This window comes from Azohydromonas aeria (assembly GCF_009760915.1).
Taxonomy (GTDB): Bacteria; Pseudomonadota; Gammaproteobacteria; order Burkholderiales; family Burkholderiaceae_C; genus Azohydromonas; species Azohydromonas aeria.
The window spans coordinates 1-16,736 of sequence record NZ_VIDQ01000113.1 but is presented as its reverse complement, the minus strand read 5'-3'; the positions used below and the strand labels follow the sequence as shown (position 1 = coordinate 16,736).

Sequence of the window (16,736 nt, the reverse complement as noted above, 5' to 3'; positions counted from 1 at the left end):
GCACGATGTACGGCCCCGAGTATGTGAACCGTCTCTATGCCATGGTGGCGCGGCACCTGACACCGCCGTTCCGCCTGGTGTGCCTGACCGACGACCGCCAGGGCATCCGGCCCGATGCGCGGATACCACCACCACATGCACGAGGGCGGCCCGATGCACGGCGGCCCGATGGGCGCGCGCGGCATGGAGCGCATGCTCGACCGCGTCAACGCCACGGCCGAGCAGCGCACGAAGATCCGCGCCGTCCTTGACGCCGCGCGCACCGAGGAGCGCGCGCAGGCCCCGGCGCGGCGCCAGCTGCACGAGCAGGCGCTGGCGCTGCTGGCGCAGCCCGCCATCGACGCCGCCGCGCTGGAGAACCTGCGCCAGCAGCAGCTGGTGCAGCACGACCAGGCCTCGCAGCGCCGGCTGCGCACCATCGTCGAGGTCGCCAACGTGCTTACCCCGCAGCAGCGCGCGCAGATTGCACAGGAAATGCGCCAGCGTGCGGCCGAGCATGGGCACCGGCGCTGAACGGGCCGCGGCGGGGGCTATGCTTTCGGGTTGCTTACTGCGCCCAAGCGCCCCTGCTGACATGCCCCGACTGTTGCTGATCGACGACGACGCCCGCCTGAGTGCCATGGTGGCCGACTACCTGCGCAATGCCGGCTTCGGCGTCGAGCTCGCCGCCACGCTCTCCGAGGGCCGGCGCCGGCTGTTGCTGGAGAACTTCGACGCGCTGGTGCTGGACCTGATGCTGCCCGACGGCGACGGGCTGGACCTCACGCGCGAGCTGCGCGCCGACAGCCGCACGCGGCGGCTGCCGCTGCTCATGCTCACCGCGCGCGGCGAGCCGCTGGACCGCATCGTCGGCCTGGAGCTCGGCGCCGACGACTACCTGGCCAAGCCCTTCGAGCCGCGCGAGCTGCTGGCGCGCATCAAGGCGCTGCTGCGCCGCGCCGTGCCCGGCGAGCCCGCGGACGAGACGCTGCGCTACGGCCGGCTGGAGATTGACCTGGGCGCGCGCAAGGCGCGCCTGGACGGCCGCGAGGTCGAGCTCACCGCGCACCAGTTCGAGCTGCTGCGCGTGCTGGCGCAGCATGCCGGGCGCGTCATGACGCGCGACCAGATCATGGACGCGCTCAAGGGCCACGCCCAGGAAGCCTTCGACCGCTCCATCGACGTGCACGTCTCGCGCATCCGCGCCCTCATCGAGGACGACCCGCGCAACCCGCGCCGCGTCCTCACGGTGCGCGGCGTGGGCTACCTCTTCGCCCGCCGCCCCGACGACAAGGGCGAGGACGAGGAGCAGGACGACGGCAAGACGGCGGCGTGACCGCCCGGCGCTGACCCCATAACCACAAGCACTTGCTCAGGGACACGACTCAAGAACGGCACAGCCGTCAGCAGACGCGCACCGCACGCCATGACGGCAGGCCCGCGAAGGCGCAGGGCTGGCTGGGGAAAGGCGACGCAGGCGTCGGCCCGAAGCTGACACCCCGCGCTCACTACTTCGTCATCCCCGCGCAGGCGGGGATCCAGGCGGTCCCCAAGCCGCCGCAGGCTGGTCGGTGGGCGCACCAAGGCCCAAGGCACGGCAGGCGCTGCCCATCAGCCCCCTGCTGTCCTGGGGACCGCCTGGATTCCCGCCTTCGCGGGAATGACGAAGCAGGGTGCGAAGCTCACGTGCCTCCCCGGAAGGCCCCATGAAATCCCTCTACCTCCGCGTCTGGCTCACCGTGGTGGCCGTGCTGGCGCTGTTCGCGCTGGGCTCGGGCTGGCTGTTCCAGCACCAGATGGAGCACGAGCGTGGCCGTTTCGACGCCGCCGCCAGCGAGCGGCTCGCCGCCTGGGGTGACCTGCTGCAGCACGCGCTGCCGCCGCCGCAGGCCCCGGCCGAGAACCAGGCCGAGGTGCTGCGCGAGTGGTCCGAGCGGCTGCGCGTGCCGCTGGCACTGGACGATCCCCGCGACCGCCGCCTGGGCGCCTCCGACAGCTTCGAGCGCATCAGCCGTGAGCCCGGCGCGCGCGTGCTGCCCATCAAGCTCGACGATGGCCGCACGCTGTGGCTGGCGCGCCCGCAGCGCGGCCCCGGCGGCCGCCGCGGGCCGCTGCCCCCGCCCCCGCCGCCGTGGCTGCGCGGCACGGGGCTGGTGGCCGTGCTGCTGGGGCTGTTCGTGGCCGTGGCCGCCGGCGCGTACCCGGTGGTGCGGCGCCTGACGCGGCGGCTGGAGGCGCTGCAGGCCGGCGTCGAGCGCTTCGGCGCCGGCGCGCTGGCGCACCGCGTGGACGACACCGGGCGCGACGAGGTGGCGCGGCTGGCGCGCAGCTTCAACCAGGCGGCCGAGCGCATCGAGACGCTGCTCAGGTCGCACCAGTCGCTGCTGGCCAACGCCAGCCACGAGCTGCGCTCGCCGCTGGCGCGGCTGAAGATGGCCGTGTCGCTGATGGAGACGGCGCGGCCCGACCAGCAGTCCGGGCTGCAGGCCGAGATCCATGCCGACATCGCCGAGCTCGACGCGCTGGTGGAGGAAGTGCTGCTGGCCAGCCGGCTCGACGCCCGCCCCGACATCGAACGGCACGAGGCCGACCTGCTGGCGCTCTCCGCCGAGGAGGCCGCGCGCGTGGGCGCCGAGCTGCACGCCGGCACGGGCCCGTTCGCGGTGCAGGGCGAGGAACGGCTGCTGCGCCGCGCGCTGCGCAACCTGCTGGAGAACGCCCGGCGCTACGGCGGCGACGAGGTCGAGCTGACGCTGGAGCGCGCGGGCTCCACCCTGCGCGCGGCCGTGTGCGACCGCGGGCCCGGCGTGCCGGAGGACATGCGCGAGCGCATCTTCGAGCCCTTCTTCCGGCTGCCCGGCCATGCCGAGCAGCACGGCGGCGTGGGCCTGGGGCTGAGCCTGGTGCGCCAGATCGCGCAGCGCCACGGCGGCAGCGTGCGCTGCGAGCCGCGCGAGGGCGGCGGCAGCTGCTTCGTGCTCGAATTGCCGGCATGCTGAACCAGGCCACCACCACCCTCGCCTTCGACACCCGCGGCCGCGCGCTGCTCGACATCACCCGCCGCGTGCGCGACTGGACCCAGGCCCAGGGCTTCAGCGAGGGACTGCTGACGCTCTTCATCCGCCACACCTCGGCCAGCCTGCTGATCCAGGAGAACGCCGACCCCGAGGTGCAGCGCGACCTGGAGCGCTTCTTCGCCCGGCTCGTGCCCGACGGCGACACGCTCTTTCGCCACACCGACGAGGGGCCGGACGACATGCCCGCGCACGTGCGCGCGGCGCTCACCGCGACGCAGCTGTCCGTTCCGCTGCTGCAGGGGCGCCTGGCGCTGGGCACCTGGCAGGGCATCTACCTCTGGGAGCACCGGTTGCGCACGCACCGGCGCGAGGTGGCGCTGCACCTGCTCGGGCGTTGAGCTCGCACGGATTCCAGGGCTTTCGCCCCCTCTTCCGGGGGTTTGAAGCGCGGCGCCTGAACCTCGGCCGACCGGGACCGTCAACGCAATGCTGCCCGGTCACGGGCAGCCGGTCCGGCCCGGCCCGCCACGGCAGAACAATCCACGACAGCGTTAGCAGCTTGCGCAGCGGGGCTTTCCGACTTCCCACCGATCCCGACACCCATGTTCCGGTCTCCCCGATGGGGATGCGTTTCCGGAGCGCAACGTGAGGAGAAGCTGACATGTCCTTGAGCAACGGTTCCCGACGTGAATTCGTCAAGCGCGGCGCCTACGTCGCACCGGCCGTGCTGACGCTGGCGGCAGCCCCCGAATTCGCCAAGGCCGGCTCGGTCAAGCCCGGGCCGGGCGGCGGCAAGCCCGACAAGCCCGGCAAGGGGCCGCCCGACCCCCATCCCGGCAAGGGCGGTGGCAAGGGCCGGGGCGACGACCGGCCCGGCCGCGGCAACGGCCGGGGCTGAGGCGCCGGGGCCAACCGCCAACCATCCACCCATCCCGGCCTGAACCGGCCTGAGAGCACAGCGGCCCGCCTTCCACGGCGGGCCGCTGCATTTCGTCCCCCGGAACTCACGGGGCCGCCTTCGCGCCGGGCCGGCCCGCCTGCCAAGGCCCGGCAGGTGCCCCGGGAAGCCGCCTGGGCGGCATTCCGCTTGCCGTCGTAGCGGCATTGCCGCGTGCACGCCGCGCGGTTCCCTCCTTTTGCCGCCCCGAGTCCGCCCATGAACAAGCCCCTGTCGCAGCAAGTCATCGTCGTCACCGGCGCCTCCAGCGGCATCGGCCTGGCCACGGCCGAGCAGGCGGCGCTGGCCGGGGCGCGGGTGGTCATCACGGCGCGCGACGCCGACGCGCTGCAGCGCATCGCGCAGCGCCTGTACGAGCACCACGGCGCCAGCGTGCTGCCCGTGGCCGCCGACGTGGCCGTGCGCGCCGAGGTCGATGCCGTGGCCGACGCGGCGGTGCGGCATTTCGGCGGCATCGATTGCTGGGTCAACAACGCCGGCGTCGGCATGGTGGCCTCGCTGCTCGACGCCTGGGACGAGCCTTCCGCGCGCCGGCTCATGGACACCAACTTCTGGGGCATGGTCAACGGCTCGCTGGCCGCGGCCGCGCGCATGCGCCGCAGCGGCGGCACGCTCATCAACGTCGCCAGCATCCTGGCCGACCATGCCGTGCCGCTGCAAAGCGTCTACAGCGCCAGCAAGCACGCGGTGAAGGGCTTCACCGACGGGCTGCGCCAGGAGCTGCAGGCCGAGCACTCGCCGCTGCAGGTGGTGCTGGTCAAGCCGGCATGCATCGCCACGCCGCTGATCGAGCATGCCGCGCATCCGCCCGGGCGGCGCCCGCGCCTGGTGTCGCCGCTGTACGCCACCTCGGACGCGGCGCACGCCATCCTGCAGGCCGCGCGCCACCCGCAGCGCGACGTGAGCGTGGGCGGCGTGGGCGCGCTGCACAGCGTGGCCGCGGGCGTGGCGCCGCAGCTGCTCGACCTGGCCGGGCCGCTGCTGGTGGAGCGCCAGTGGCGCGACGAGCCCTCGCCGGGCACCGACGGCAACCTCAACACGCCCTCGCGCGACAGCCACGGCCGCACCCTCGGCCACCACCCCGGGCAGCGCGTGCACAGCAGCGCCTGGAACCGCCTGGCCGAGCCCGCGCAGGGCCTGGGCGGGCTGTTCTACGGCGCGCTGGCCGGCGGCGCCTGGTTGCTGGCGCAGGCGCTGCGCAGCGGCAACACCCGGCGCGACGCGCCGCCCGCCGCCGGCACCGGGCGCGGCGGCTGACGCACGAGGACCGAGCCCGATGGCAGCAACTCCCCTGACCGGCAACCCGGTGGCCGTCGTCACCGGCGGCTCCAGCGGCATCGGGCTGGCCGTGGCGCAGCGCCTGAGCCAGCGCCCGGGCGCGCGCGTGGTGCTGGCCGCGCGCGCCGAGTCCACCCTGGCCGACGCGGCAGAGCGCTGCCGGGCCCTCGGCGCCGAGGTGCTGACCCACGCCGCCGACGTGGCCGACACCGCCGCCATGGACGCGCTCATGCGCCGTGCCGTGGAGCGCTTCGGCCGCATCGACGCCTGGATCAACGCCGCCGGCACCAGCCTGTGGGGCCCCTTCGACCACATCCCGGCCGAGGCGCACGAGCGGCTGATCCGCACCAACCTGCTGGGCGTCGTGCACGGCACGCACGCGGCGCTGCAGCACATGCGCGGCCGCGCCAGCGGCGGCGTGGTGGTCAACATCGCCTCGATCTCGGGGCGCATCCCCACGCCGCTGGCCGCCAGTTACACCGCCAGCAAGTACGGCGTGGCCGGCTTCACCGACGCGCTGCGCGACGAGCTCTCCGGCACCGCCATCGCCGTGTGCGGGGTGTACCCGGGCTTCGTGGACTCGCCCACGCAGCACCGATCCGCCAACTACACCGGGCGCGAGCTGCGCCCGGTGCCGCCGGTGCTCGACCCGGACGAGGTGGCCGCGGCCGTCGTGGCGCTGCTCGACCATCCGCGCCGCGCCGTGCGGCTGGGCTGGCAGCACGCCGCCGCGCTGCCCTACGCGCTGGCGCCCGACAGCGCCGGCCGCGCCGCCGCGCGCGCGGCCGAGCACTGGTTCCTGCACAGCGGCGAGCGCCGTGCCGACGACGCCGGCGCGCTGTTCGCGCCGCGCGAGGACCTGCCCGCGGCCGTGCACGGCGCCTGGGGCCTGCCCCAGCGGCGCGAGGCCCGCGCCGCGGCGCTGGGCGTGCTCGGCGGCGCCGCCGCGCTGGCCGCCGGCGTGCTCGGCTGGTGGCTGGCCAGTGGCGCGCGGCGCGGCCGCGCCGATGCCGCCTGACAACGAGGACCCGCAACGCATGAAGACGGTGGTCGTGTTCCAGGGGGGCGGCGCGCTGGGCGCCTTCGGCGGCGGGGCCTGGGCCACCGTCGCGCCGTGGCTGCGCGCGCGCGGCGACCGCGTGGTGGCGCTGGCGGGCACGTCGATCGGCGCGCTCAATGCCGCGCTGGCGGCGCGCCACCTGCGCAGCGCCGACATGGGCGCGCAGGCGCTGCTGCGGCTGTGGCGCGAGGACATCGCCACGCCGTCCGTGCCGTTCCTGGGCCTGCCGCTGGGCGACTCGGCCGGCGCCGCGGCGCTGCGGGCCTGGAACGGCGTGCTCACCGGGCTGCTGTGCGGCACGCGCCACCTGTACCGGCCGCAACCGCTGCACTGGCTGCCCTGGGTCGGCCTGCGCCGGCTGGAGCATCCGTTCTACGACCGCGCCGCGATGTGGGCGCTGCTGGAGCGCGAGGCCGGCACGCAGTCCAGCGCCGGCGCCCCGGCGCAGCCGCTGCTGGCCGCCGCGGCGGTGGACCTGATGTCGGGCGAGCTGCGGCTCTTCGACAGCGACGCCGCGCCGCTGGGCCCGGCCGAGCTGGCCGCCAGCTCGGCCATCCCGATGATGTTCGACCCGGTGGACGTGGGCGGGCGCCGCTACTGGGACGGCGACATGGCGCGCGACTCGCTGCTGCCGCCGCTGCTGCAGCGCCTGATTGAGAGCGGGCGCTGGCGCCCGGACGCGGGCGAGCCGCTGCAGCTGGTGAGCATCGAGCAGTTCGGCCGCCCGCTGGCCGAGGTGCCGCAAAGCGGCCTGCAGCTGGCCTACCGCGCCTTCAACCTGATGCAGCTCGACAAGCTCGTGCCGCCGGCGCTGCCGCCGGGGCCGGGAGTCAAGCGCTGGGTGCGCATCACGCGCCCGCCACTGCCCGAGGACGGGATTTCGGGCCAGTTCGACTATTCGCCGCCGCGATTGGAAGCGCTGATTGCGCAGGGCCGGGACACGGCGCGCTCGGCCCTGGTGGGGTCGCTGACGCCTGCGGGCGAGCAGACCGGGGCGGACCGCTGACCTGAGCTGTGGCGTCCTGCGCCCCGGACTTGGCCTTGGGCGGCAGGGCTTGCCGAGCCAGTGCCGGCGTCGGCGCCCCGGCCGGGGCCGAGGCGTTTGCGGCCAGCCGGGCCTTGGCCTGAGCGCGTCGCGCCGCCAGGTGCGTCTTGACCCGGACGGCGAGCTTTTCCAGGGCGTCATGCGACTCGGCCAGCACGTGGTTGGACCAGGTGCGGCGCAGCATCACCATATGCGCGCGGGGCTGCGTGACGTTGGTGGACTGCTGGACATGCGCCGGCGTGCCGTAACCCATGTCGATGAGGCTGCAATCGCCCAGCTCGCACAGCGCCTTGACGGTCAGGTAAGTCAGCGACGTGCCCACCGAAAGCCGCGCCAGCCCGGCGTCGAACAGGATGCGGTGCAGGTGCAGCGTACGCTGGGCCTGCATGCCCAGGATGGCGCCCACCGGACGGTCGCCGGCCGTCAGCACGAAGGCGCGCAGCAGCTTGTGCCCGGCCAGTTCCAGCCAGTGCTCCGGCCTTGAAACCGCGGGATCGTCGGTAGCCAGCGCCTGAAGCGCCTGCACCAGCACCGGCACCTGCGCGGCCTCGCGCACGACGTGCAGCCGCAGCTCACCGGCTTCCTTCTCCAAGAGCCGGACCTGGCGAGCCAGGTTGTAGCGCTTCTTGGGACTCATGGGTTCCAGATACTGCTCGAAGCTGCCCTGCAGCGGCACGGTGTGGCATGAACGCCAGCCGTACATGGGCCAGAAGCGGCACAGCCGGCGCAGCGGCGCCGACGCGTTGATGCTGTTCCACAGCGCGGACTCCTGCGGCAGGGCCTGCATCGATATCCCGGCGCAGTGGCGATGGCGGGTCAACAGGAACTCCAGCACCTGCTCCGCCACGTCGGGCGGCGGGTCGCCCAGCAGTGCACTGCCCAGCAGCGACACCACCGGCACCCTGAGTTGCGTCTGCAACCTCAAGCCCATGTTGAATTTCACGGGCAGCCGCCACACCCGCACCGGGACGATGCTCAGCAACCGCCCGTCCTGCGTGTCACGCACGGCCAGCAACTCCCCGCGGTGCTCGCCCGGCGTGCGCAGCATCAACTCGAAGTAGCGCGGCGTCTGGAACACCGCCTCCGGGCTACCGCTGGCGGCCACCATGCCATGCCAGGCGGCGAGGAACGCCCCATCCTCCAGGCCGTTGGAGACCACTTCAATGCTGCAGCGGCGCGCTCCGCCGATGAACTGGGCTGACGGGTTCAGAAAACTGTTAACCATGGAACTGCAATACACGGGTGAGCCTTCAAGCGCTGCCGACCGGGCCAACCGCACGGGGTCACCTCGGAGAGGCTCGCAAACTCCAGTCCGGCCTTGACTCCGCGTCCAGGCCGGACAGTTTGAACGATCACCTTATCGAACACCTTGCAACCATACCTTCATTGACAGCAGAGACACGAACAGCAATCGCAACCGTGCAGTTGATGGAAAAAACTAGCCCGGCTACCGCAATTTTTTTGACATTGACCCTGTCAATAAGCTTGCAGACGGACCCATCTGGCACCGGGTCCAGGCGGGCGCCGGCAAGAATTGGGGCATGAGCCGAAGACCGGCAGCCCGCTCCTGTCAATGAGCTTGCAGGGCTGCCATGGAAGCTGCTTTGTTCAGGCGAGGATCGCAAGGCTCAAGCCGTGAGCCGATGGCACCGTCCCGGCGGCACCGGCCCACGCTGCGGGTGCCGGTCAGCCGCGCTGGTGCCGGCCCTGGTCATCGGGCCGGTTCGAGGCCGACGGGTCGCCGTGCTGCTCGCCCGCCACGCCGGGCGTGCCGCGCGAGGCGTCGGTGCCGGAATCGACGCCGCCGTGCTGCGGCGCCTGCGGCGCGGTGGCCTGCGCCTGGTCCTGCCCGGCGCCGCGCGGCGGGTTGCGCGGCACGGTGCCGCGCGGGTTGTCGTCGTTGCCTTGCTGCTGGCTCATGTCGGTCTCCTGCTGGAAAGCCATGTGGCGGGAACGTGGTCCGGCCTGCCGGGCAAACCCGCCTCCCGCCGGGCCCGGGGCGGGCGGTGCAATTGCTCCAGGTCAAGCCTGTCCGGGAGACACGTCGATGCAGCACCACGCCGAACGGTCCTGTGCCCCGTCCGCCGACGCGGCGCCGGACGGCGCGCGCCCCGGTCATCCCTTCGGCAACCGGCCCGGCGCCGAAGCCGGCGCCGCCGCTCCCGCGCTGTGCTGGCACTCGCGGCGCAACTGCCGCCTCACGCCGCGCCAGCTCGGCGCCTGCTTCGCCGCCGTGTGCGCCTTCCACCTGCTGCTGGCGCTGGCGTTCTGGGCGCTGGGCTTTCCGCTGATCAGCCTGTTCGCCGGCATCGAGGTGGCGGCGCTGGCCGCGGCGCTGGTGGTGCACGCGCGCCATGCCTGTGACCGCGAAACCATCACCCTGGCGGCGGACCGGCTGTGCGTGGAGCAGCACTGCGGCGCGCGGGTGCGGCGCATCGAGCTGCCCGCGGCCTGGGTGCGGGTGCAGCCCGAGGGCGCCGGCCCGTCGGCGCTGGTGCGCCTGTCGGCCGGGGGCCAGAGCGTGCGCGTGGGCCGCCACCTGTGCGCGGCGCAGCGCCCGCTCATGGCGCGCGAGCTGCGCCACGCGCTGGCCCGGGCGCAGCAGCCGCCGCCGGGCACGCCGCTGCCCTGAGCGCCATCGGCGCCGGCCCCGGCAGGTCCCGGCACCGGGCCGGCAAGGCATAAGGGTTGCCCCCGATCCGGCATGAACGCACGGCAAACCCCCTCTTCCGGCGACCGGCGCTCGCCCCCCTCCAGCGGCTTTTCCGACAGCCGCCCGGCGCTGTTCTCGACCGCCGCGCTGCGCGAGCACGGCGGGCCGCACCGCATCGTCATCGTCGGCGGCGGCGCCGGCGGGCTGGAGCTGGCGGTGCACCTGGGCGAGGCGCTGCGCAAGCCCCGGCGCGGCGACGTGCCCGCCGAGGTGCTGCTCATCGACAGCGCGCTGACGCACGTGTGGAAACCCTGGCTGCACGAGATGGCGGCCGGCACGCTCAGCGGGCACGACAGCGGCGTGGAGTTCCTGCAGCTGGCGCGGCGCCACGGCTTCCGCTTCCACCTGGGCACGCTCGAATCCCTGGACCGCGGCAGGCACGAGCTGTGGCTGTCGCCGCTGGATGACGACGAGGGCCAGGAGATCGCGCCGCGGCGCGCCGTGGCCTACGACACGCTGGTGGTGGCCGTGGGCAGCATCGTCAACGACTTCCGCACCCCCGGCGTGGCCGAGCACGCGCTGCGGCTCGACAGCGCCGCCGACGCCATGCGCTTCCACCGGCTGCTGCTGGCCGAGTGCGCGCGCGCCGAGGTGCAGTCGCGCGGGCCGGTGGAGGTGGCGATCGTCGGCGGCGGCGCCACCGGCGTGGAGCTGTCGGCGGAGCTGGTCGAGTCCGTGCGCGCCATTGCCGGGCTGGGCACCGAGCTGCGCCAGGAGGCGCAGCCGATGCGGCTGCACCTGATCGAGTCCGGGCCGCGCCTGGTGGGCGCGCTGCCCGAGGACATCAGCCGCGCGGTGCAGGCCGACCTGGAGGCGCGCGGCGTGGAGGTGCTCACCGGGCGGCGCGTCACCGAGGTCGCTCCCGGCCACGTCGTGCTCGACGACCACGAAATCGTGCCCGCGGCGCTGACGGTGTGGGCCGCCGGCATCCGCGGCCCGGCGGTGCTGGAGCGGCTCGACGGCCTGGAGCTCAACCGCTCGCGCCAGCTGCTGGTGCGCGACACGCTGCAGACCACGCGCGACGCCGACGTCTTCGCCATGGGCGACTGCGCCAGCTGCGTGCCCGAAGCCGGCGCGCCGCCGGTGCCGCCGCGCGCGCAGGCCGCGCAACAGGAGGCGCGCTACCTGTCGCAGGCGCTGCTCAAGCGCTTGCGCGCGCACCCGGTGGAGGGCTTCCGCTTCCACGACCGTGGCGCGCTGGTGTCGCTGGGCAGCCGCGACGCCATCGGCCGCCTCGCGGCGCGGCTGCCCGGCGGCGGCATGCGGCTGCAGGGGCTGCTGGCGCGCTGGGCCTACTGGAGCGTGCACCACGCCCACATGGTCCGGCTGCAGGGCGCGCTGCGCACGGCGGTGGACCAGATCGGGCACTGGATCGACAGGCGCACGCAGCCGCGGGTGAAGCTGCATTGAGGGGCGGCAGCCCCGCGCCGTGGAAGGCCCGCTGGCGGGCCCGGGTCAAGCCGCCGCGCCGCCTGCCGGCACCACCCCATGCGCCAGCTCCCCGACGCGCCGCAGCGCCTGGCGCTGGGCGTCGGTCCAGCGTCCGCCCAGTCCGAGCCGGATGCAGTGGCCGTAGCGCCCGGTGGTGCTGAACAGCGAGCCCGGGGCGATGCAGATGCGCTCGCGCAGGCAGGCCTGGTACAGCGCCATGGCGTCGCTGCCCGCGGGCAGCTCCACCCACAGGATGTAGCCGCCCGGCGGGTCGGTGATGCGCGTGCCCCGGGGAAAGCTCTCGGCCGCCAGCGCCCGCGCCTCCTCCAGCCGTGCCGCCACGGTGTTGCGCAGCTGGCGAAAGCCGCTCTCCAGCCCGGGCTGCATGAGCAGGTCGGCCAGCGCCAGCTCCATCAGCTCGGTGAAGCTGCCCGAGTGCACCGCCTTCAGGTGCTTGACCTCCTCGGTCCACCGCCCGGCCTCGACGTAGCCCACGCGCACGCCCGGCGCCATGGTCTTGGAGTAGGAGCCGCACAGCATCACCCAGCCCGCATCGTCGAAGCTGCGCACGGCACGGCGCTGGTCGTCATGGGCGCACAGCGGGTTGTAGAGCACGTCCTCGATCAGCGGCACGCGGTGCCGCGCCACCAGCTGCGCCAGGCGCCGGCGCTCCGGCACGGGCATGCACGAGCCCATCGGGTTGGCCAGCGTGGGGACGGCCAGGATGGCCTTCACCGGCTGCGTGTCCAGCGCCAGCGACAGCGCGTCCACCGACAGGCCGTGGCGCGGGTGGGTCGGGATTTCCAGCGCGCGCAGGTGCATGCTTTCCAGCAGCTCCAGGAAGCCGAAGGAGGTGGGCGACTCCAGGGCCACCACGTCGCCGGGCTGCGTCACGGCGCGCAGGCACAGGCTGATGGCGGCCTGGCAGCCGGTGGTGGAGACGATGTGCTCGGGGTCGAGCCGGCAGCCCAGCGCCAGCGCGTGGCGCGCCACCGCGCGGCGGAACTCCGCCGCCCCGCTGCCCGTGGGATAGCGGCACAGCGAGGCGCGATGGCGCTGCGCCGCGCGCGTGACGGCGCGGCGCACGCGCTCCTCCTGGAACAGGTCGGCCCCCGGCCACACCGCGCCGAAGGAGACGAAGGCCGGGTCGTGCACCAGCGACATCACCTGCGCCGCCAGCGACCTCACCGCCACGGGCTGCGCCTGCGGCGGCAGCGGCGTGGTCTCGGGCTCGGCCGCGCGCCGCACCCCCGTGCGCCCGGCCACGAAGTAGCCGGAGCGCGGCCGCGCCTCGATCAGCCGCGCGTCCTCCAGCGTGCGGTAGGCCTGCACCACGGTGGCCATCGACACGCCCTGCTGGCGCGCCAGCTCGCGCACGGAGGCCAGGCGATCGCCGCGCCCGAGCGTGCCCGCGCGGATGGAGGCGGCCAGCTGGTCGGCGATGCGCTGGTAGAGCGTGTCCGGCGTGCGGTCGGGCATGGTGGCTTGCATGGGCCTGGAGGCTTTCCCGGGGCGTGATGGCCGCGTGCTCAGGCCTCGCCGCCGGCGGCCGGCAGCACCAGGTGAGCCAGCTCGCCCACGCGGCGCAGCGCGCGGCGCTGGGCGTCTTCCCAACGCCCGCCCAGCCCCAGGCGCACGCAGTGCGCGTAGCGCCCGGTGGTGCTGAACATCGTGCCCGGCGCGATGCAGATGCGTTCGCGCAGGCAGGCTTCGAACAGCGCCATCGAATCGCTGCCCGCGGGCAGCTCGACCCACAGGATGAAGCCGCCGGGCGGGTCGGTGACGCGGGTGCCCCTGGGAAAGCTCTCCGCGATGATTCCGCGCGCCTCGTCCACGCGCGCCGCCACGGTGGTGCGCAGCTGGCGGTAGGCGCTCTCGGCGCCGGGCTGGGTGAGCAGGTCCGCCACGGCCAGCTCCAGGAACTCGGTGTGCGCGCCGGAATGCACGGCCTTCAGGCGCTGGACCTGGTCCGACCAGCGCCCGGGCGCGACGAAGCCCACGCGCAGGCCCGGCGCCACGGTCTTGGAAAAGGAGCCGCACAGCATCACGTGGCCGCTGTCGTCGTAGCTGCGCACGGCGCGGCGCTGGTCGTCGTGCTCGCACAGGGCGTTGTAGATGACGTCCTCGATCAGCGGCACGCCGCGCTGGGCCACGAGCTGCGCCAGGCGCCGGCGCTCGGCCAGCGGCATGCTCGACCCGAGCGGGTTGGACAGCGTGGGCACGGCCAGGATGGCCTTCACCGGCTGCGTGTCCAGCGCCAGCGCCAGCGCGTCCACCGACAGGCCCTGGCGCGGATGCGTCGGGATCTCCAGCGCGCGCAGGTGCATGCTCTCCAGGATTTCCAGGAAGCCGAAGTAGGTCGGCGACTCCAGCGCCACCACGTCACCGGGCCTGGTGACGGCGCGCAGGCACAGGCTGACCGACTCCAGGCAACTGCCGGTCACGAGGATGTCGCGCGTGTCGAGCTGGCAGCCCATGGACAGCGCCTGGCGCGCGATGGCCCGGCGCAGCTCCTGCGTGCCCGAGCCCAGCGGGTAGCGGCTGAGCGTGGCGCGGTGCCGCTGCGCGGCGCGGTTCACGGCGCGGCGGATGCGCTCGTAGGGAAACAGCTCCTCGCCGGGCGTGGCCGCGCCGAAGGAGACGAAGTCGGGGTCCAGCGCCATGGTGAAGACGCGCGAGCCCATCGAGCTCACGGCCACCGGCTGCGACTGCGACGGCAGCGGCGTCGTGTCCGGCTCGGGCAGCCGCCGCGCCGCGCGCCCGGCCACGAAGTAGCCGGAGCGCGGGCGCGCCTCGATCAGCCGCGCATCTTCCAGCGTGCGGTAGGCCTGCACCACGGTGGCCATCGACACGCCCTGCTGGCGCGCGAGCTCGCGCACGGAGGCGATGCGCTCGCCGCGCGCCAGCGTGCCGGCCCGGATGGAGCCGGCCAGCTGGTCGGCGATGCGCAGGTACAGGGTGTCTTGGTGGCGGTCCATGCCCGGGATTCTGTGCCGGTCCAGCGCTCGCCGACCCATACAGATCACCGCAGAGGCGACCGGCACAGCGCGGGCGAAGCGGTCTGCTGTCACGGCTGTATTGGTCGCCTTCTGCGCCTGTGCAGGCCGGTTCCGGGCGCCGACAGTGGTTGCCATGGACACCACCACCACCTTCGATCTGGCCCCCGGCACCGCGCTGGGGCTCTCCGACGCGGCCGGGCGCGAGCTGGTCGTCTTCAGCGGCCGGCTGTGGCTGACCTGCGACGGCGGCGCGCAGGACGTCTTCCTCACCGCCGGCGATCGGTTGCGCCTGGGCCCGGGCGCCGTGATCGAGTGCGACAGCCCGGGCGCGGCGCGGCTGCAGCTGATGCCGGCGCATGGGCGCGCCTGGTGGGCCGCCGTCTCGGCCTGGCGCGCCTTCGCCCGGTTGGCGCTGCGGCTGCAGGGCGTGCACACCGGGCTGCCGCCGCGGCTGGTGGACCGGCGCGGATGAGTTGAACCGATCGCGCCTGGGCCGCAACGCAGGGCGCTCGGACGGTGTTCAGCCGTCCACCCATGAACCCTTCCAACCAGGAGACAACCCATGGACACCCAAGCCGCCGCCTTCTTCGAGCTGGCCCCCCGCGTCGCGCGCCGCATGGACTTCGCCGACGGGCGCGAGCTGGTCGTGCTCAAGGGCCGGGTGTGGGTCACCTGCACCGACCATTCCGAGGACGTGTTCGTCAGCGCCGGGCACTCGGTGCAGTTGGGGCCGGGCGCGGTGGTGGAGTGCGACGGCGGCGAGATCGCGCGGCTGCGGGTGGTGCCGGCGGAAATCGGCTGGATGCAGTTGGCGGGGCAGATGCTGGCTGCGCTTGCCGGGTTGCTGCCGCGGGTGCCCCGGTTGCAGGCGGGGCCGATGGACCCGGAAGGGCTGGATGGGGTGGGGAATAGGTAATTGCCCTGCTGAAACAAGAGAAACCGTGAGGCGTGTTTTATTTCACGCCCTATCCATTTAGCAAGTTGAGCAGAAACACAATACCCAACCCTATCGCCTAAATCAGCACCCCGTGGGGCACCGTATGGCGGTCATAACAATAGCGCGTGGATCTCCACAACGGCAGCAGTAGCTGCCACTCACGACACCAAGAACTACCGTATTGGCTTGACCGAACCACACACTGCAAGCCTGATTTTCATTCATGAGAACCAAACCAAGATCGCCACAATTTCAAACCACCGTCCGCGGCATGCTTCAATGGTCGATCTCCAGGCACCTTTCGATTCCAGCGACGCAGCCAGATTTTGCGCTTTACTCCCTTATCGTTAACCACCGGCCAATTGGCCCACCGCGACCGAAGGCAAGAACAAACACCATTCGTTAAACCGTCGTGATAGTGCGGACCGCCATAAAAATCATCTTCATGCCCGCGCACACGGGCATGACGAAATTTCTTCTTCAGCCTGCGCAGCCATTGACCTGGCTCCTTTTCAAGCTGCTTGCTTCAATCGCTGGCTCATTGGTGCGGCAGCGTCAACAGTCAATACCGGGCGCACACACCGGTGAACTTGCAGTCCAGGCACTGTTGATTTTGAAATGCCCGCCGTCCCCACCGACACTCCCGGCTTAGCCGCCCACTGCGCCCAACCGAGCGGCGGATCAGGTCTTGCCTTTTGCTCCCCTTTCTACTGACCAAGGACTTGACGCGATGGAGGCAAAAGGCAAGACCTGATAATCATCTAGCCGCAGTGGCCGGCCTCCGTTCACGGGACTATCGTTTGGTTGCGACTCAACCGACGGTGCCCACGAAGGAGGCCGGCATGGAACTGTACTCTTCAATCGACCTGCACTCGAACAACGGCGTTGTGATGGTGCTCGATGACCGGGATCGAACAGTGTTTGCCAAGCGCTTGCCCAACGATCTGACGCAGGTCATCTCGGCACTGCGAAGCTGTCCAGGGACCATTGTTGGCGTAGCGGTGGAATCGACCTACAACTGGTATTGGCTGGTGGATGGATTGCAGGATGCTGGTTTCAAAGTGCACCTTGTCAATACTGCTGCCGTCAAACAGTACGACGGGCTCAAACATGGTGGCGACTTCAGTGATGCTCGTCACTTGGCTCACTTGTTGCGATTGGGTATTTTGCCCACTGGGTATATCTATCCGAGAGCCGAACGGGCTGTGCACGACTTGCTGCGCAAACGTACCCAGCTCGTGCATCAGCATACGACGCAGATATTGAGCATGCAGAATCTGCTGGCACGCAACCTCGGCGCTCAAGCCAGCGGCAACGAA

At 72.5% G+C, this 16,736-nt stretch carries 16 protein-coding genes and 2 pseudogenes; 14 read left to right on the top strand and 4 right to left on the bottom strand.

The features are described 5' to 3' along the window. The 9 genes and pseudogenes from FJ694_RS37475 to FJ694_RS37470 all read left to right on the top strand — a co-directional run. Positions 1-131: pseudogene (locus FJ694_RS37475) on the top strand (glycosyltransferase); the annotation flags it as partial. After that, entirely contained in the window at positions 115-513 is a 399-nt protein-coding gene (locus tag FJ694_RS33525) for a Spy/CpxP family protein refolding chaperone (protein ID WP_198321141.1), read from the top strand. The pseudogene FJ694_RS37475 and the gene FJ694_RS33525, both read left to right, overlap by 17 nt. Before the next feature lie 61 nt (positions 514-574). Continuing rightward, positions 575-1,315 (top strand): winged helix-turn-helix domain-containing protein, encoded by a 741-nt coding sequence (locus FJ694_RS33520; protein ID WP_157271864.1) that lies wholly within the window; start codon positions 575-577, stop codon positions 1,313-1,315. A 370-nt stretch (positions 1,316-1,685) separates the two neighbouring features. Further along, complete coding sequence (locus FJ694_RS33515; protein ID WP_157271863.1) at positions 1,686-2,978, top strand: sensor histidine kinase; 1,293 nt, start codon at positions 1,686-1,688, stop codon at positions 2,976-2,978. Further along, positions 2,975-3,394: a secondary thiamine-phosphate synthase enzyme YjbQ gene (locus tag FJ694_RS33510; protein ID WP_375140291.1), complete on the top strand. Its 420-nt coding sequence runs from the start codon at positions 2,975-2,977 to the stop codon at positions 3,392-3,394. Before FJ694_RS33515 ends, FJ694_RS33510 begins: the two co-directional genes overlap by 4 nt. 263 nt (positions 3,395-3,657) lie before the next feature. Then, on the top strand, positions 3,658-3,894 hold the full coding sequence (locus tag FJ694_RS33505; RefSeq protein ID WP_157271861.1) for a hypothetical protein: 237 nt from the start codon (positions 3,658-3,660) through the stop codon (positions 3,892-3,894). Positions 3,895-4,152: 258 nt separating this feature from the next. Beyond that, positions 4,153-5,211, top strand: a complete 1,059-nt coding sequence (locus FJ694_RS33500) for an SDR family oxidoreductase (RefSeq protein WP_157271860.1) — start codon at positions 4,153-4,155, stop codon at positions 5,209-5,211. Between the two features lie 19 nt (positions 5,212-5,230). Continuing rightward, positions 5,231-6,250 carry an SDR family NAD(P)-dependent oxidoreductase gene (locus FJ694_RS33495; protein ID WP_157271859.1) on the top strand — a complete coding sequence of 340 codons (1,020 nt, stop codon included), beginning with the start codon at positions 5,231-5,233 and terminating at the stop codon, positions 6,248-6,250. Further along, positions 6,240-6,887: pseudogene (locus FJ694_RS37470) on the top strand (patatin-like phospholipase family protein); the annotation flags it as partial. The gene FJ694_RS33495 and the pseudogene FJ694_RS37470, both read left to right, overlap by 11 nt. 253 nt (positions 6,888-7,140) lie before the next feature. On the opposite strand, the gene FJ694_RS33485 reads toward FJ694_RS37470, so the two are convergent. After that, the gene (locus FJ694_RS33485; protein ID WP_157271857.1) at positions 7,141-8,562 is read right to left on the bottom strand and encodes a GNAT family N-acetyltransferase; all 1,422 of its coding nucleotides are present in this window, start codon (positions 8,560-8,562) and stop codon (positions 7,141-7,143) included. Positions 8,563-9,023: 461 nt separating this feature from the next. After that, a complete protein-coding gene (locus FJ694_RS33480; protein WP_157271856.1) occupies positions 9,024-9,257 on the bottom strand; it encodes a hypothetical protein in 234 nt (77 codons plus the stop codon). Between the two features lie 127 nt (positions 9,258-9,384). On the opposite strand from FJ694_RS33480, the gene FJ694_RS33475 reads away from it, so the two are divergent. Then, positions 9,385-9,969, top strand: coding sequence for a DUF2244 domain-containing protein (locus FJ694_RS33475; RefSeq protein ID WP_157271855.1), 585 nt, complete (start codon positions 9,385-9,387; stop codon positions 9,967-9,969). Between the two features lie 72 nt (positions 9,970-10,041). Next, complete coding sequence (locus FJ694_RS33470) at positions 10,042-11,460, top strand: NAD(P)/FAD-dependent oxidoreductase (protein WP_157271854.1); 1,419 nt, start codon at positions 10,042-10,044, stop codon at positions 11,458-11,460. Positions 11,461-11,505: 45 nt separating this feature from the next. Here the strand turns inward: FJ694_RS33470 and FJ694_RS33465 are convergent, their stop codons facing one another. Both FJ694_RS33465 and FJ694_RS33460 read right to left on the bottom strand, forming a co-directional pair. After that, a complete protein-coding gene (locus FJ694_RS33465) occupies positions 11,506-12,972 on the bottom strand; it encodes an aminotransferase-like domain-containing protein (RefSeq protein WP_232540340.1) in 1,467 nt (488 codons plus the stop codon). 38 nt (positions 12,973-13,010) lie between these two features. Next, positions 13,011-14,459, bottom strand: a complete 1,449-nt coding sequence (locus FJ694_RS33460; protein WP_157271853.1) for an aminotransferase-like domain-containing protein — start codon at positions 14,457-14,459, stop codon at positions 13,011-13,013. 154 nt (positions 14,460-14,613) lie between these two features. On the opposite strand from FJ694_RS33460, the gene FJ694_RS33455 reads away from it, so the two are divergent. From FJ694_RS33455 to FJ694_RS33445, 3 genes are all read left to right on the top strand, one after another. Continuing rightward, positions 14,614-14,952 carry a DUF2917 domain-containing protein gene (locus FJ694_RS33455; RefSeq protein WP_157271852.1) on the top strand — a complete coding sequence of 113 codons (339 nt, stop codon included), beginning with the start codon at positions 14,614-14,616 and terminating at the stop codon, positions 14,950-14,952. Positions 14,953-15,042: 90 nt separating this feature from the next. Then, entirely contained in the window at positions 15,043-15,396 is a 354-nt protein-coding gene (locus FJ694_RS33450) for a DUF2917 domain-containing protein (protein ID WP_157271851.1), read from the top strand. An 863-nt stretch (positions 15,397-16,259) separates the two neighbouring features. Beyond that, positions 16,260-16,736: IS110 family transposase (locus FJ694_RS33445; RefSeq protein WP_157271850.1), on the top strand; the 477-nt coding region annotated here is incomplete at its 3' end.

Bases quoted from the DNA above. Each gene is read 5' to 3' on its own strand.
- FJ694_RS33525 (WP_198321141.1), top strand. From the start codon at position 115: ATGCGCGGATACCACCACCACATGCACGAGGGCGGCCCGATGCACGGC.
- FJ694_RS33520 (WP_157271864.1), top strand. From the start codon at position 575: ATGCCCCGACTGTTGCTGATCGACGACGACGCCCGCCTGAGTGCCATG.
- FJ694_RS33515 (WP_157271863.1), top strand. From the start codon at position 1,686: ATGAAATCCCTCTACCTCCGCGTCTGGCTCACCGTGGTGGCCGTGCTG.
- FJ694_RS33505 (WP_157271861.1), top strand. From the start codon at position 3,658: ATGTCCTTGAGCAACGGTTCCCGACGTGAATTCGTCAAGCGCGGCGCC.
- FJ694_RS33500 (WP_157271860.1), top strand. From the start codon at position 4,153: ATGAACAAGCCCCTGTCGCAGCAAGTCATCGTCGTCACCGGCGCCTCC.
- FJ694_RS33495 (WP_157271859.1), top strand. From the start codon at position 5,231: ATGGCAGCAACTCCCCTGACCGGCAACCCGGTGGCCGTCGTCACCGGC.
- FJ694_RS33485 (WP_157271857.1), bottom strand. From the start codon at position 8,562: ATGGTTAACAGTTTTCTGAACCCGTCAGCCCAGTTCATCGGCGGAGCG.
- FJ694_RS33480 (WP_157271856.1), bottom strand. From the start codon at position 9,257: ATGAGCCAGCAGCAAGGCAACGACGACAACCCGCGCGGCACCGTGCCG.
- FJ694_RS33475 (WP_157271855.1), top strand. From the start codon at position 9,385: ATGCAGCACCACGCCGAACGGTCCTGTGCCCCGTCCGCCGACGCGGCG.
- FJ694_RS33470 (WP_157271854.1), top strand. From the start codon at position 10,042: ATGAACGCACGGCAAACCCCCTCTTCCGGCGACCGGCGCTCGCCCCCC.
- FJ694_RS33465 (WP_232540340.1), bottom strand. From the start codon at position 12,972: ATGCAAGCCACCATGCCCGACCGCACGCCGGACACGCTCTACCAGCGC.
- FJ694_RS33460 (WP_157271853.1), bottom strand. From the start codon at position 14,459: ATGGACCGCCACCAAGACACCCTGTACCTGCGCATCGCCGACCAGCTG.
- FJ694_RS33455 (WP_157271852.1), top strand. From the start codon at position 14,614: ATGGACACCACCACCACCTTCGATCTGGCCCCCGGCACCGCGCTGGGG.
- FJ694_RS33450 (WP_157271851.1), top strand. From the start codon at position 15,043: ATGGACACCCAAGCCGCCGCCTTCTTCGAGCTGGCCCCCCGCGTCGCG.